The organism is Paenibacillus sanguinis 2301083 = DSM 16941, assembly GCF_000374825.1.
In the GTDB taxonomy this organism is placed as follows: Bacteria; Bacillota; Bacilli; order Paenibacillales; family Paenibacillaceae; genus Fontibacillus; species Fontibacillus sanguinis.
Genome location: NZ_KB895399.1, coordinates 22,564 through 38,011 on the forward strand (window position 1 = coordinate 22,564; position 15,448 = coordinate 38,011).

12 protein-coding genes and 1 pseudogene are annotated in these 15,448 nt (G+C 37.7%); 3 read left to right on the forward strand and 10 right to left on the reverse strand.

Translation table 11 applies throughout. The features are described 5' to 3' along the window. Positions 1–774 precede the first annotated feature (774 nt). The 9 genes from C557_RS0121265 to C557_RS0121305 all read right to left on the reverse strand — a co-directional run bounded on the left by C557_RS0121265 (position 775) and on the right by C557_RS0121305 (position 10,818). Complete coding sequence (locus tag C557_RS0121265; RefSeq protein WP_018753874.1) at positions 775–1,470, reverse strand: DUF6270 domain-containing protein; 696 nt, start codon at positions 1,468–1,470, stop codon at positions 775–777. Positions 1,471–1,522: 52 nt separating this feature from the next. Beyond that, a complete protein-coding gene (locus C557_RS25750) occupies positions 1,523–1,942 on the reverse strand; it encodes a GtrA family protein (RefSeq protein WP_018753875.1) in 420 nt (139 codons plus the stop codon). 106 nt (positions 1,943–2,048) lie between these two features. Continuing rightward, positions 2,049–3,344: an ArnT family glycosyltransferase gene (locus C557_RS0121275; RefSeq protein ID WP_018753876.1), complete on the reverse strand. Its 1,296-nt coding sequence runs from the start codon at positions 3,342–3,344 to the stop codon at positions 2,049–2,051. Positions 3,345–3,356: 12 nt separating this feature from the next. Then, positions 3,357–3,962: a hypothetical protein gene (locus C557_RS0121280; RefSeq protein ID WP_018753877.1), complete on the reverse strand. Its 606-nt coding sequence runs from the start codon at positions 3,960–3,962 to the stop codon at positions 3,357–3,359. 16 nt (positions 3,963–3,978) lie between these two features. Continuing rightward, positions 3,979–4,341 (reverse strand): DUF2304 domain-containing protein, encoded by a 363-nt coding sequence (locus tag C557_RS0121285; RefSeq protein ID WP_018753878.1) that lies wholly within the window; start codon positions 4,339–4,341, stop codon positions 3,979–3,981. Next, on the reverse strand, positions 4,342–5,049 hold the full coding sequence (locus C557_RS0121290) for a glycosyltransferase family 2 protein (RefSeq protein ID WP_026263617.1): 708 nt from the start codon (positions 5,047–5,049) through the stop codon (positions 4,342–4,344). Further along, the gene (locus tag C557_RS23915) at positions 5,018–8,383 is read right to left on the reverse strand and encodes a glycosyltransferase (protein WP_018753880.1); all 3,366 of its coding nucleotides are present in this window, start codon (positions 8,381–8,383) and stop codon (positions 5,018–5,020) included. Before C557_RS23915 ends, C557_RS0121290 begins: the two co-directional genes overlap by 32 nt. A 25-nt stretch (positions 8,384–8,408) precedes the next feature. Next, a complete protein-coding gene (locus tag C557_RS24290) occupies positions 8,409–9,521 on the reverse strand; it encodes a class I SAM-dependent methyltransferase (protein ID WP_018753881.1) in 1,113 nt (370 codons plus the stop codon). Further along, positions 9,505–10,818, reverse strand: coding sequence for a nucleotide sugar dehydrogenase (locus tag C557_RS0121305; RefSeq protein ID WP_040677464.1), 1,314 nt, complete (start codon positions 10,816–10,818; stop codon positions 9,505–9,507). The genes C557_RS24290 and C557_RS0121305 overlap by 17 nt, the downstream gene beginning before the upstream one ends. Before the next feature lie 237 nt (positions 10,819–11,055). On the opposite strand from C557_RS0121305, the gene C557_RS0121310 reads away from it, so the two are divergent. From C557_RS0121310 to C557_RS0121320, 3 genes are all read left to right on the forward strand, one after another. Then, positions 11,056–11,832, forward strand: a complete 777-nt coding sequence (locus C557_RS0121310; RefSeq protein WP_018753883.1) for an ABC transporter permease — start codon at positions 11,056–11,058, stop codon at positions 11,830–11,832. 21 nt (positions 11,833–11,853) lie between these two features. Next, on the forward strand, positions 11,854–12,585 hold the full coding sequence (locus tag C557_RS0121315) for an ABC transporter ATP-binding protein (protein ID WP_018753884.1): 732 nt from the start codon (positions 11,854–11,856) through the stop codon (positions 12,583–12,585). 117 nt (positions 12,586–12,702) lie between these two features. Continuing rightward, a complete protein-coding gene (locus tag C557_RS0121320; protein ID WP_018753885.1) occupies positions 12,703–15,159 on the forward strand; it encodes an O-antigen ligase family protein in 2,457 nt (818 codons plus the stop codon). Positions 15,160–15,246: 87 nt separating this feature from the next. Here the strand turns inward: C557_RS0121320 and C557_RS25630 are convergent. Continuing rightward, positions 15,247–15,448 (reverse strand): annotated as a pseudogene (locus tag C557_RS25630) (group II intron reverse transcriptase/maturase); the annotation flags it as partial.

A 15,448-nucleotide genomic window follows, 5' to 3' on the forward strand; every position in this document is an offset into this window, starting at 1 on the left:
TTATAATTTCCCGACTCATTTGGAGACCAATCAAAATAGTTGTTTAAGCTATACCATTTAGTTAAGATCCTTGTTTCTCCTTTATAAACATACCAAGCATAATTCAAGTCATTCCCTGAAGCCTCTGCAATAAATCTGATTTGAGTACCACAAGGTTGAGGACTTAACTTACTCATGGTAACTTTTTTTAAAACCGGAAGAACATCTTTAGCGCTCAACTTATCGTGAAGAGGTTTCTCCGATGATACTGAACCACACAACCTTAAGACGTTCTCCATTCAACTTGTCTTGCAGAATACAACTTAATTGGTATTGGCTTCCGGAATAATGGAGATTTATCGTACTCGCTGATTTTTCTAAAATTCGTAATCCATTTATTCCATCAAAATAGATTAAATGAATTAAAAAAACTCTACAGAATGAACTAACAGTTTTTTTGTTGTTCAATAATACAACTAATCTTGAAATTATATCATGACATTTGGCTAGTAGATGGGGATCTTTATTAAAACTGTTAAACACATATGGATCAATCATTTTATTATTTAAATCTTTAAATATCCATGAATTTTAGACTGTAATGAAATCTAAAAGCTCATTTCTAATTCTTTTCCTTAAACGAAAAAACCTCGAATCAAAGAACACATCGATTAATTATGAAATAAGCTTACTGATACCTTCATTTAAAGAATGGAGATGATACTTAAACCAGCCACATACTTATTTTTGACTTTATCAACAAGATATCGTCCATTTTATCTAGCACTTCATTTCTCAACTAATTATCTGTTCATATATATTCATATAGTATTCATCCGTATAATGGACAGGACTTAGACCCCAAGTATGATCCTTATTTCCAATACGTGGAGATGAAACAAATCGAAGTCCCGGATAGGCGGATCTTAGGAAATCATAATAAGCCTCCAGCATATTATTATTTGCTTCTATTAAAGCGAGGTTAGGATACTCCTTCAATTGTCTGTCCTCAATATAATTTTTCGCCCAGTAAGTTTCATGAATCAGCACATCTTCATTCGATACCTGTGCTAGAAGCCGATCAAAAAATAATAAACAGGACTGTTTCCACAATTCGTGGGTGGATTGTTGGAATCGAGATATACGCTTAAAGGGACGAACATCAATTACTTTTCCGTTCACAAACTCATTGGAACGTGTAACATAACTTTTTCCATACTTCATTACATCAAACCGCTCGTCAATAAAATCGATAACAATGAAATTTCCCCTTGTCCATTTCTCCTCAAAGAAATCCTTTCGAAAATCATGTAAAACCATGTTCTTTTGGAAATTAGATTCTAATTTTATTTCTTCATTACTTATCGAAAGCGGCTCTGACATTATGCTAATTAGTGAAGAACGTGCAAAATAGTTAATATTCTCAGGGTACTCTGCTACTCTAAACACATCTCTAGTGACGCAACTACCGAAAATCGTAATCCCCTTCATTTTCCCTCTCCGATCTATTTAATTGCTTCGATTTCTCCAAATTGCTTTATCCTCAGCCTGTTTTCCTGTTTGTTGCAGAAAATACCCAATATCTTGATAAGGTAAAATTGAAAATAGGTATTAATATAATTGCTACACCTTGCCCAATTAGATAAGAATAACGAAGTATGTCTACAAAAAGGATCATAATAAACACATTAAGCAGCAACCCAACAGAACACACAGCTGCATACTTAAAAAAACTATTCTTCGTTCCTTTAAAAGTCCAAATAGAATTTAGCTTGAAAGACAAAATCAGGGATCCTATAAAACCTAGAACTGTCGAATATTTAGGATTAATATTCAAGAACTCTACACATAATGTTAGAATTGCAGTATGCACTATAGTCCCTAGAACTCCTACTAAGCCATACTTTATAAAATTAAGAAAGGTTTTACTTTTCACAAAGCTAAATTTTGAATCATTATTCATTTAACACCTCTATATTCACTACAAAAAACCATGAATAATATACCCATAATTTTCAAGCCTCTTCATAATTTTATTTAGGACGATAGAAAAACCCCTAGCCCATAATTTAAATTTCAGTTGAATATTTTGATATAATTTTTCCGGTATAAAATTTTATAGCCTCCATACTAATATAGACACCATAAGATGATAAGATGAAAATAAATGGTAAAAAGTACAAGGCATATCTTGCAAGAGCCAAATAATAAGAGTTTACATATATAAAATAGAGCAACAATAATAAAATCAACAATATCCCCGTTTTGAATGCATTTTTTTTATATCGAAATAGCCAGTAGATAACACCAATTCCTGAAAAGTATTCTAATATTCTATGAAAAAACTTTATAACACTTCCTTTGATATCAAAAATCATACTGGAATAGTATGGATCGCTGATTATTTTATATGGTTTATAGATCAAAAATGTATAAGCAAATTTGTAAGGCTCCTCCTTAATCCATTTGCTAATTCTTTGATTAGCTATTTCCCCCTTCTCCTTATACTTAAAGTACCTAAGTTTATATTCCCCTTCCCGATCCTTTTGATTTAACATATCGTTAATTTTATTGAGATCTTCGTTGGGATAGCCGAATCCCTGAAAGGTACCTAGCAATTTAGTATCCCCTTGGTTTCCGGTAAAGGGTAAAAACTCACCGACAGCTTGATAATTTCTTATCCACCAAGGCATCATGAATAGAAGAATGATTATTATCGCATAAACAGCTCTATTAATAATTAGTTTCAACGGAAATTTCTTAACCATAAAATATGGTAAAAAGACAATTGGCAAAGCAGCAATCGTAGGCTTGAAGATTAATCCAATTAAATATAAGCTCAGTAAAATGATAAAATCAGTGTTCTTTTTGGTGTCACAATACCTAATAGTCCAGCAAACAAAATAAATTAAAACGCAGGTAAAAGGTGATTCCGTTAAAAACATATTGTCAATAACAATATGAGGAAAGGATAGAGCAAGCAAAAAAGCAGCTATGATTCCTATAGTCTTATTAAAGAGTCTCTTCGAAAGCAAATACACACCCAAAATTGATAACAAGCCAAAGATTAGAAATGGAACTCTAGCAAATATAAGACCTGTTGAAGTATATCCTGTAATTTTAAATATAATACCGAGTAAAAAAGCCATACCCGGCATCATAAAAACAGTCGGTTCAGTATTTCCTCCGTAAGTGATATGACCTGATTTAATAAAATCAACACCAGTAATTACGTATCTCATATCATCACTAAAGAGTGTCAATTCGTTTTGATAGTTGGCCAGTGTCAATAATCTGATACACAATGCAAGCAGTAAAATGATTATAATGCTCTTTTCGTTCTGAATTCTTTTGATTATTGTCATCCCCATCCTCACTTATCTATACATTATGTCCAGATCTTCTAACCTTACAAACCCATCTGTCCCGGCGGGAGGAAAGACCTTTACGGCTATTTTAAAATACTTATAGTTAGATTTAAGAACAGATCTTACCGAAAGAATCTCTAAACTCCCAGTATTACTGTTTTCTTTATTGCGTGGGTTTTGCAAAGTTATTGTACGAATGTCATCTTTTAATCTTTCATTTTCGTCGTAAAACATTAGGAAAACCGTTAAATTGGTATTTTGCGTTCCAGCAATTTTGAAATCAATTTGCATCTTATCTTTCCCTTGAGGGATTTCCGAAAATTCACTATAGGCTTCGCTTGGAGGTGCACCAAATCCTTGATCAAACATTTGTATATAGTACGGCTCCTGACCGGATTTCCATTCCGTTATAAACACCCTATCCGCAACTTTTTTTACAGGGTTCTTATCCAAGACACTTATGGAATAATCGTTAAATGATTCATAAATTGGAGACATATCAATTTTAGGTTCAGTTTTTGTATATGCCAAAATACTAAGGATCAGACTGAGAATTAGTATGACCAACGCATACATGAAAAGACTGAAATTCTTTTTTAATAATTTACTCAGCATGTGCCAACTCCTCGAATTAATCCAAATCAAAATGTTTTTCCAAAGATTCTAATTTGTTCTCTAGTATCGCCAATCTTTGGGTTAACTCTTTGATTCTTTTCGACTTCCTCGATTCCGCAATGGTTAACGTAAACAAAATAAATAAGACAGATATAAGACCAAGAAAAAACAAAGCATTGACTGGCGTTGCAACCCCCATGATGTGAGCGATAAAAGTAATGCTATTCGAAAACAAACTCAAAGTCCCAATACTGATACAAATTAATATCCACAAAAGTGAATACTTTAAATCTATTTTTTCTTTCTTAATCATATTAATTATTACAATCAATGTGATCAAACAGCAGGATAGAAGGAGAATTTGTAATTTTAGTTCCATTTAATTCACTCTACCCCTTTTATCTTTCAAGGAGTCTATCAAGATCGCCAACGAAACCTTTAACATATAATATACCGATCTTGTCAAATTTATCGAGGACTCCCCGTTTAATCTTTCATTCATTTCAACAGGTATTTCGCTTACCCTAAATCCTTGTCTTGAGATACTTACGATACTTTCTGGTTCAGGATAATCTGTGGGGTAATAATCACATAGCGAATCAATCACACTTTTGTTCACCATTCTAAATCCGGAGGTTGGATCTGTAATGTTTTTACGAACCAGAACTCTTATCAAGAAACTAATGAACTTTATTCCGACTCGTCTTAGTTTCGAAGACTGGAAACCACTCTTTTCAATAAATCTCGAACCAATGACCATATCGACATTACGGTCAATTAAGTATTGATACATATCATTAATATACTTTGCATTGTGCTGAGCATCGCCGTCAAACTGAACGGCAATATCATAGCCATGCTCTTTGGCATACTTATATCCTGCCTGGACGCAGCCTCCAATACCCAAATTAGTAGAGAGGTTCAAAACATTATAAGATTTTTTCTTACATAATTGAAGGGTATTATCCGTTGAGCAATCATTGACGATTATATAATCAAATCCCCTTGTAAATTGTTTAATATCCCCAATTACTTTATCCAAGTTTTGAGCCTCGTTAAAAGCTGGAATAATGATCAGTTTTTTCACATAATTCACGTTCCCTTACGTATTCTCCTTCATAATCAAAAATCATAGAAAGTTCTTTCTCGATGGTTGCCTTTTTTCCGCTTTGTATTCGAACTCTATTAGCTGCCGCTTTGGAAAGTTGGGAGTACAGCTCGGGATTATAAAACATAGTTTTAATACCTTCTGCCAGACCCTCGTAGTCTTCTGGATCTACAAGAATTCCGCAATCATTATCCACAAACTCAGGAATTGCTGTCAGGTTATTCGTAATCGGTACCAAACCGGATGACATTGCCTCGTCTCTGGATACGCCCTGCGAATCCATCCGGGTAGGAACTAAAAATACACCATACTTTTTATGCATAGCAGAAATCTCTTTCTGGTCCAGGAATCTCTCTTCCACTCTAACATTCCTAAATTTCTTTATAGGTTTTAAAGTTGACTCAAAAAGCTCTCCTTTACCTATAATAGTAAATTCCAATTGCTTAAAGATTGGATCTTTGGACAAATGCTGAATAGCCTTTACAGTCAAATCATTGGCATATTTATTGCTTGCAAAAGGTCTGATCGAAAGAATTTTCTTTCTCAGTTCTACATCTTTTTCTTCATAATTAAATAAATCTGTGTTGATATAATTATGAATAATTGTGTATTTGTCTTTTGGCAAACGAACCTTATGGTCCTCAAAAACTTCCTCGGCGAAATAATTAGACACGAATACGAAATGGATATTGTATTCTTTATTGGTAGCCGCAGCAAAAACTTTCTCCCAAAGTTTAAGTCTCCCTTCGGATTCTTTCTTTGCCTTTTCAAGCTGCTGAGTAGTTGTATAGTTGTAGTCTCTACGCCACCATGGTTGAATTTCCGAACCATGGACCCAAATGATTATTCGCTTGTTGGATAAAAAACTCTTCATTCCTCTCCAAATCGTCTCGTTCAAGAAATGTATTAATAGTGTGTCGTATCCACCGTTCATAATCGCATTGTTAAATTCCTCAAAATAACCGCTAGTAACATCGATCCCGGAAAATTCGCTATAATTGCTTGATATTCGATTATTAAACTTGAACATATCGACCATTTTTCCAACATTCTTGTACTCGAACATTCTGCTATGAATAAAACCATATCTGTATAGATTTTCGTAGTCGGGGTAATTGTCTGCAACAAGAAGAATATTCGACTTGCTCAAGAAACATCCATTGTCCAGATCAATGTTCCCGACCAAGATACTTTTAATTTTGCAATGTCCTACACCGGAAAATCTTATACCCAATTTAATATACTTTACTTCTGGTGCAAGTTTGATTTGAATTTTTCGTGAGCTTGGTTTGACAATGCTGTCTATTTTTCTCTCATTGCGATCAAGAGTTATCACGACAATGTCCACGCTGAACTTAGAAATAAAGTTCACGTCTAAATAAACGTCAATGTCTGAAACAAATCCCAGGTCGTCAATTCTGTAAAGTTTATTTAAATACACATACTCATGGCTGTCTCTCAATTTGGATTCAACAAGTAATCCATCATTTTGGTTTTTAAGATTTACCTTATTCGACTTCTCGATCATTTCATACAACTCTTTGGGAGAAATATGAATGGAATTCGTCGATTGAACTCCCGGCTTGATGGCCTCGGCTTTGCGGTAAATTTCCTCTAATGCGATTCCTTGGTCCGCGAGTATCAAGTCGTCAACCCTTGAGCAATTCTCGCCTGTATAATTTTCACAGTAGTTGTATTCGTCTATGGAGAATGCCCGGCCGGAAGATATACATCTGCCTTCGATATCACATGCGTACTCTATGAGATTCTCAATCGAGCAATCAGCTATTCTGATTGCAGATCTGCGCAATGCATAAGAAGTTACAGAGCTATATACTTTTCCGCTCGCTGTTTTTGCAATCTGTTCATCATTTTTGAAATACACATCTTTCGTGTAAACAGGAAAATCCGCATATTTGTTAGCCAGCATGAGATCGTTAATATAGTGTTTTCCATAATAATCATTGGCAGAGAAAAAGAGAGCGTAGTCGAACTCCGCCTGAATGCGTCTTGCCACTTCTTCTGTTAGCTCGTGTATGATTTCCACATTCTCATTACCCGCTTCCAGATCGCTAATTTCAGAAACGATGAATAGCCGGGTTGTTTTGTAAGCCTGTCTTTGATGTTGACGATTAATATGCTCAAATTCATCCTTGGACTTAACATGAGCTATAACAGCAGCGCGAGCAGGTTCAGTCTTCAGTTTATTTTCATATACAATATTTACGATATAACTCAAACGGTTGGTATACGTATGTTCCGTCAGCACTTTTCTTAAGCCAAGCAATCTAAATCTGTTGTAATATTCTTCGTCCGCAAATTTGCTGACTTGATCACTCAATTGCTTCCCGTCATCGGTACAAACGACCAAATCACCAAGCAGGTTTCTAACAGCCCGGGAATAATTGCTAATCGTCACCGTGTTGGATGCAAGAAGCTCGAAAACTCTGCGTGCGCACATGCTCTGGGATTGCTTCACCGAATTCATATTAATGTTAAAGCGATATCCTTTGTACGCCTTATCTATTTCCTCCGGCTTCAAGTTTCCTACGATATACTTCTTATAACTGCTCGGAAAGGCATAATTCGGATCATTTTTATAGAAGTTTCTATCGTAAATATCCAACCCTTTGGTTGGCGTGATTGCCTCAATAAATGTTTCTAAGTCACGATTCCGGTCAGGATAACGCTTATAATAAGCACCAGCAAAACAGAACTTATCAGCTCTATCGTACAGTTCTATCGGGTTGTGGTTCTTTAATTGCGCAGCAAACGGCATCAAATAAACACGATTATGTTTCAACAACGTCTTATATTTCTTAATACAGTCTATATCCGTAGTAAAGACAAAATCGGCGTATTTTGCTGTAGCCAAGAAAGTCTCGAAATGGATTGGATCTTCCTTATTCCAGAATACGATAGGGATATTCTTTTTTTGGCAGTAGCTTAATACCTCAATTAATTCATTACTCAGATGAGGAACTTTGGTTTTCCATAGCTCTCCTATACCAAGCCAGGCGGATTCCAAAAAGAACAAGTCCGGCTGTAGCGACTCCATCTGTCTATACCAATTTTGCGGCGTAATCTGTAAAAGATGACATTCCGGAGAAAACGAATTATAGGTGAACTCATCCATGATGCATGCAATTTTCATGTCCTGTAACTGATCGAATTCCCTTCGAAAACTCAAACTCCCCTTAAAAAAAGTGCCTTCTGCTGTTTCAAAATCCGGAGATAAGTTCATTTCTTTTAAGATTCCAGCCCTTTTAAGCCGAATTTCATTCAACTTTTCTTCTATATAGCTTAAGCCCATATTTATCTCCTTAAGGTTGATTTTATTAAAAATCCTTAGGAATTCTTTTTCTAAACTTCCAATAATTCAAAGTGAGACGCCCAAGTTTAGCATTACTTAGCAAATTGTATTTTTTAGACATATTTGCGTATTTGGCCTCCAATTGATTGTAGTCAAAGATGGAATCCTTGTACTTTCTTAAGGTTTGTTCCTCGCTACCCAATCTGGTCAACAACTCTTTATTTTTAACTTCGACTGCTTTCTCCAACTCTTCGACTCTGTCCTTGCAGGATGAAAGACTGTGATTTAATTGATTTATTGTCGCATCCAGCTCATTTCGGTTCATCAACTCGTTATCTGACTGCTTTAACTTCTTGTTTTCGCTTTCCAATTGGGAAATAACGGCCTTTAATTTTTCATTTTCCTTTTGAACAACTGCTAACTTTTCTCTACTTTCATTAACTCGAGCATTCAATTGATCAATGAGCTTAACTTTTGCACTCAGCTCGTCAACCGTTGACCTTTCGATCGAAAAAAAGGCTTCTTCTAATCTTTTGATTAATTCCCTAGTGATTTCGACCGATCCGTTAGACGGATCGGTCGTATTCCGGCCAACAACTCCAATCCATTTGCCAAAGAACTTAATTTCGTTTATTTCGAAATATGGTTCTACCTCTTCAAGTAAATTCAGCATGTAATAGGTCTTCTTATGGTCAAAATAATCGTTAATTCCAAAAGGAACTGTAATTACTATGCTACCTTCTTCAGCCAGAAAATTTTTCACCTTTTGGAGCAGCGAAGATGAAGATGTAAAGTGTTCCATGACTTCGGTAAGAATAACCGTGTCAAATTTTTGGTCGCTCTCATAATCGAACACGCTGCTGACAAAATACTTCACGTTCCGTTTGACGGAATCGCTTTGATTCTGCAATGCCTCGTTTGCGTAAGCAATGACGCTTTCTTCGATGTCGATGCCTACCGCTTTTTTCCCTTCCCTAGCCAAGATCAATTCAGCAATGCCTTGAGAGCATCCGATATCAAGCACCGATTCTCCTGTTACCTTAGAGCAAATCCAATGAATCCGTTCTCTTGTCTTACGGGAGAATTGATTCCCCATTCCGCCATAATACGCTTCCGCAACTTTATCTAGCGGCTTCAATATATCCACTCCCCAATTTGGCAAGATTGGTTAATGGTTGTCCCAAGACGTAATGGACAAAACCAGCCTCACTCCAAATTTGATGATTTACGACATTTCTTGTATCGAATACAATGGCTCCGCCGGCAATTGATGCAATTTTCTTGGGATCGATCTGCTTAAACTCGTTATGATCAGTCAGGATTAGAATGGCATCCGCACCGATAACTGCCTCTTCAAGCGTATCCTTTCTTCCTTCAATATACTCCCTGACGTGTGGATCAAATATTTGCAAGTTATAATGGTCTCTTAATTGTTCCACGATTTCAACGGCAGGGCTTTCTCTCATATCATCAATATTCCCTTTAAATGCCAGACCTAGCACAGCTATGGTCTTCTGGATCTTGTCGCCATATGGCAATAATTGTTTCATTTTATTGACTACAAATTCAGGCATACCATCGTTTGTCGTTCTAGAAGTATAAACCAGGTTAGCCAATGATGGGGCAGATTCATAAATAAACCAAGGATCCACCGCTATACAATGTCCCCCGACACCAGGACCTGGTTTATGAATATTTACTCGTGGATGACAGTTTGCAAGGTCAATCGCTTCCCACACATTAAACCCTACATGTTCTGCAATTTTGGCCATTTCATTAGCAAGCGCAATATTTACATCGCGGTAAGTATTTTCCATTAACTTCACCATTTCTGCAGTCGTAGCATCAGTTAAATGGATGTTTCCCCTAACAAATTTTCTATACAAATCTGCTGTTAGCTCTGACGATTTCTGATTAATCCCCCCTACAATCCGGTCATTACTAACAAGTTCTTCAAGTAGGCGACCAGGAAGCACACGTTCTGGAGAATGAGAAACAAACAGTTCTTTCTGAACATCCAAGTTTGTTTCATTAAGGATCGGCAACACTACATCCTCAATTGTTCGAGGAGGAACCGTCGATTCAAGAATAACCAAATTATTTTTTTTCAAATAGGGAACAATAGAATGTGTAGCAGCAATGACATAGTCAACATTCGCAGTTTTATCTGTATTAATAGGGGTCGGTACGGAAATAATAAACGCATCAGCTTGTTTAGGTACATTACTAAAACTCAACTTTTTAGATTTGATAACTTCATCTAGCATTTCCTGTAATCCAGGCTCTTCAATATGAATTTTACCACCCGAAAGTTTGGAAACAACATCAAGATTTGTATCCACACCTTGTACCTCAATTCCGTGCTTAGCAAACATGATAGCTGTTGGTAATCCTATGTAGCCAAGACCAATAACACATAATTTCAAATTTAACATCTCCTTATTAGTTATACGCAGACCAAATAATTACTCTATAGTTATATTAAATTGTAATCATAACGATTTATAGGATTTTTCTACATAATAATGCATTATAACATGAATAGGGACAATTTTTTCGCCCTATTTCTGGTGAAAAAAATATCTTGCATACCTTCGCTCATTGTAGAAGACGATTCAAATATGTTAACATCTTGTTATGTATTACCCTCAAGCATAAAGGAGCTCTAAGGAATGCAAAAATATTTCTCAAATTTTTATAAGTATAAAGACTTAATGTTTGAAATGATTCAGAAAGATATAAAGCTTAAATACAGAAATTCAGTTCTTGGTTTGTTATGGAGTGTTTTGAACCCTCTTATGTTCATGCTTGTATTAACTGTTATTTTTTCTGAGCTATTTTCGACAACAATAGAACATTTTGCTATCTATGTTTTATCTGGCCGCTTAATTTATGCATGCTTTTCAGAAACGACGAATTTTGCTATGCAATCTATTGTTTCAAACGCTGCATTAATAAAAAAGATTTATGTGCCCAAGTACTTCTTCCCGTTATCCAGAGTTTGTTCATCCTTTATAAATTCTCTATTATCCATGATTTCCATAATTCCCGTTATGCTTTTTAGTGGCTTACATTTTTCTTGGACTAATTTAATGTTTATTTTTCCTCTATTTTATTTGCTGCTATTCTCCATTGGAGTTGGTCTTATCCTTTCCACAATTTATGTTTTCTTTCGAGATATGCAGCATATTTACTCTCTAGCACTAGTAATTGTGATGTATGCATCAGCAATTTTTTACCCGGTCGATATCATTCCGGATAAAATTATGCCGCTTATTCAACTGAATCCGATTTTTTTGATTGTACAAATGTTCAGGAGTGCGCTTATTTATGGATCTCCATCAGCACTTAGTAACCATCTCTTTTGTCTTGGATACGCCAGTATATTAATTTTCGTAGGACTGTATACTTTCTATAAAAAACAAGACAAGTTCATTTTTTATCTGTAGCGGAATCGAGGTTTGAAATAAGTGGAAAATATAGCAGTAAAAGTTGATCAAGTTTCTATGAAATATAAATTGATGAGTGGGAAAGTCAACTCTCTAAAGCAGGTCTTCATCAATGCTATGACCCAAAGGATAGCTTATGAGGAATTTTCTGCACTAGAGGATGTTAGCTTTGAAGTTCAAAAAGGCGAAGTGTTTGGTATTGTAGGTTTAAATGGAGCCGGAAAAAGTACGTTATTAAAAATTGTAGCCGGCATTTTGAAACCAACATCGGGATCTGTAGAAAGGTTTGGCTCACTAGTTCCATTAATTGAGCTTGGCGGTGGTTTTAACTCAGAGCTTACCGGTGTTGAAAATATCTATTTAAACGGTATGCTGCTTGGCTACTCCAAAAAATTTATCAAAGAAAAACTAGATGAAATTGTTGAATTTGCTGAATTGCAAAAATTCATTCATAACCCGATCAAAAATTACTCATCAGGTATGCGAGCCAGGTTAGGATTTTCAATCGCCACTCTTGTTAAACCTGATATTTTAATTGTTGATGAAGTTTTATCCGTAGGGGATCATAAATTCAAAGAAAAATCAGAAGCAAAAATGAAGGAATTGATGGGAAGTGGTACCACTGTTTTGTTTGTATCGCATTCCATTGATCAAATGAAAAACATGTGTAACCGTGTGTTGTGGCTTGAACAGGGCTCGGTTAAAGATATAGGACCCGCAGATATTATATGCGATAAATATAAGACCAACTAATAAAAAAGGCTGTTCTGATCCTTTTAGGATTAGAACAGCCTTGACTTGTACACTGGTCTCTTATAACGAAATTATGCTAAAATAATTGTCGTACCTATTCGCAAAGGAGATAAATACGTGTCGAATCCAGTATACGGGAAAAAGGCCACAGCGTCGAGAACTGGGGAAAAGTTTCCTCCCTCTCTGTGGGTGTTGATCATTGGACTTATGTTATTTTTGGTCTGGGCGCCGTTCCAGGCCGGATTGTTTAACGGACTTGTATTAAATTTTGAGACGCCTATCTATTGGGCAGTACTATTAGGCAGCGTGCTGATGCTAGCCTGGGTGGCTGCTTTCTTCAAAAGCATCAAGCTGGAAGATCAGCGGGACTGGACGGCAGTAATCGTTCTGTTCATCCCCATAACCTATATTATCGCATTGATTAACGCAGCTAGCCAGTATTATGCTGCCAATATGGTGCTGATTCAATCGCTTTGCGCCTTTATATTCATAATCGGGCTTTACCTGCTTCAAGACAAAAAAGCGAATCGAATTATAGAGACCACGGTAATTACTGTAGGCTATAGCATTGTTCTGTTTGGCTTGTTCAACTGGCTGGGCCAAGGCAAGGCGATGTCGACTCTAGTCGGCTGGTTCTCAGGCACGGTTGTAAATGGCAAATATATTCAAGCCGTCTGGGTTGATTCCAACGGTCCACGGCTAGCCTCAGTGTTCCAATATCCAAATACGTATGCTGCTTTTCTGATGGCTTTCTTCTTCGTAGCTGTGTTTGCCATCACACGTTCTAAAAAAGCATACGTACAAGCGATACACGGATTTATGTTAGTACCGATTGTCCTTTCGATCCTCTTGACCTTATCGCGCGGCGGCCTGGTATTCTTGCCGATCGTCTTTGTTATATTGCTGCTGTTTCTGAAGCCAGCGAAGCAGATTCTATGGATTCTCTATACGTTGCTCGCTGGAGCAGGTACTTTGCTTATTGCCAAGCCGGTAACAGAGCTTGGTCAGCAATTTCATCTGGGAAAAATTGGAGACCCGGCAAAAGGCTGGTTCTACGTGCTGGCCGCTTCAGTGGTTGTGGCTGCACTGGCCTGGCTCATTCAACGTTATGTAGCGCCCTACTTGGTGAAAGTCACCAGCAACTGGGCCGGAAAAAAGCTGTCCAGCTTATGGCTGCCGCTGGTATCTGTCATAGCCGTAGTTTTACTGGCTTATCTGCTCCTTAGCACCCGTCTGAAATATATCTTACCCGGCAACATTGGCGAGCGGCTGGAAAATTTGAATTTGCAGCAGCACAGCTTCCTGGAACGGCTGACCTTTTACAAGGATGCGATTAAGGTTGTTAAAGACTACCCGATCATCGGCGCAGGCGGTGGGGGCTGGGCGTCCCTATATGAACACTATCAAAATAATCCATACAGCAGCCGTCAAGCCCATAGCTTTGTGATGCAATATATTGTAGAAGTAGGTTTATTGGGCTTTGTCGTACTGCTCGTGTTCCTGGGCTTTATTTTCTACAAATATATTCGTGGCTATATAAAAGCCGATGAGCAAGGGCGTGAAACCTATTTTGTTTATTTCATCATCGTCCTTTCAATCCTGATGCACAGCTTAATGGACTTTAACATGAGTTACGTCTTCCTAGGGTTACTTGTGTTCCTTTGCCTGGGAGGCATGGCTGCGGGAATGGATTCCCGTCCGACTGGCAAGCTTGCACTGAAACCAGGGATTATGCGCGGGTTGTTTAGTTCTGTGATAGTTGTGGCTTCGCTGATATTTATTTTTGTATCTCTCAACTACATTCAAGCGAACCGGACTGTCACCAAGAGCCAACAGATGATTTCGGCAGGCTTGAGCTTTCAGGAGATTCAAGCTTCTCTCGATAAAGCTCTTAACAAACGGGGTGGGCATCCCGATGCAGTACTGTACTTGAGTTCTCTTATGCAGGCAGGGTTCGAGCAAACCCAGGATGATACCTTTTACAACCAAGAGAAATTATTGCTGTTGGATGCATTAAAAAAGGAACCTTATAATAAAAACATGTACCGACAGCTTATGAAGCTCTACCAGTCCAAAGGTGAATTGGAGCAAGCTTATGCCGTTCTTAGAGATAACGCCAACCGTTATCCATGGGACATGAGTTGGTATGAGGACTTGATTGTACTGTCCTTCGAGCTTGGTCACCAGAAGCAGGGCGAACAAGATGTAGCCCAGAAGGACAACTATTTCCGCACCGGGCTGTCCGCTTACCAGCACGTAGTTGATGGTATCGAGCACTTGAAGACCTTGCCTGAAGGACAGTTGCAGGGCAATGCCTTTGAGCTGACGCAGCCGATGATCCTTAACGCCGGAAAAATGCAGTTTATGGTCAATGAACCAGCAAAGGCAGCGGAGATTCTAAGGCTTGGAGTTCGTGAAGACCTGAGCGACAGCACCAATCGTGAGATTGCCCGCTGGTATCTGGCTTCTTTGCAAAAAACAGGCACCACCGATCAAGCTGTACTCGATTTGCTTTTACAGGTAGACCCATCCGAGCAGACTTCGATAGATGAATTGGTAAATTCGAATTTCTAAAATTTCTAATCGAGTAGGAGGGGGCGGCAAGCCCCCGTCCTCTCACACCACCGTACATGCGGGTCCGCATACGGCGGTTCCAAAAGGTTAACAAAGCTCTAAGTAACGTGAAAGCAAACTTTTCAGCCCTCTCGCTTCCCAGTAGGAAGTGGGAAGGGCATTATTTGTGTTCCGAGACATTTCCCATGCGCCTCGCCGCGAGTTTGCCATCCTAAAGCAGGCCCATTCGGGTACTCCAAGCGCTCGGAGTTCGCGGATTCGTGTGCGTACTCGTTTCCACTGTTTCCAT

What these genes read in the sequence shown, in the direction of transcription:
- C557_RS0121265 (WP_018753874.1), bottom strand. Translation starts at nt 1,470, where the DNA reads ATGAAGGGGATTACGATTTTCGGTAGTTGCGTCACTAGAGATGTGTTT.
- C557_RS0121285 (WP_018753878.1), bottom strand. Translation starts at nt 4,341, where the DNA reads ATGGAACTAAAATTACAAATTCTCCTTCTATCCTGCTGTTTGATCACA.
- C557_RS0121310 (WP_018753883.1), top strand. Translation starts at nt 11,056, where the DNA reads ATGCAAAAATATTTCTCAAATTTTTATAAGTATAAAGACTTAATGTTT.
- C557_RS23915 (WP_018753880.1), bottom strand. Translation starts at nt 8,383, where the DNA reads ATGGGCTTAAGCTATATAGAAGAAAAGTTGAATGAAATTCGGCTTAAA.
- C557_RS0121280 (WP_018753877.1), bottom strand. Translation starts at nt 3,962, where the DNA reads ATGCTGAGTAAATTATTAAAAAAGAATTTCAGTCTTTTCATGTATGCG.
- C557_RS0121305 (WP_040677464.1), bottom strand. Translation starts at nt 10,818, where the DNA reads ATGTTAAATTTGAAATTATGTGTTATTGGTCTTGGCTACATAGGATTA.
- C557_RS0121275 (WP_018753876.1), bottom strand. Translation starts at nt 3,344, where the DNA reads ATGACAATAATCAAAAGAATTCAGAACGAAAAGAGCATTATAATCATT.
- C557_RS25750 (WP_018753875.1), bottom strand. Translation starts at nt 1,942, where the DNA reads ATGAATAATGATTCAAAATTTAGCTTTGTGAAAAGTAAAACCTTTCTT.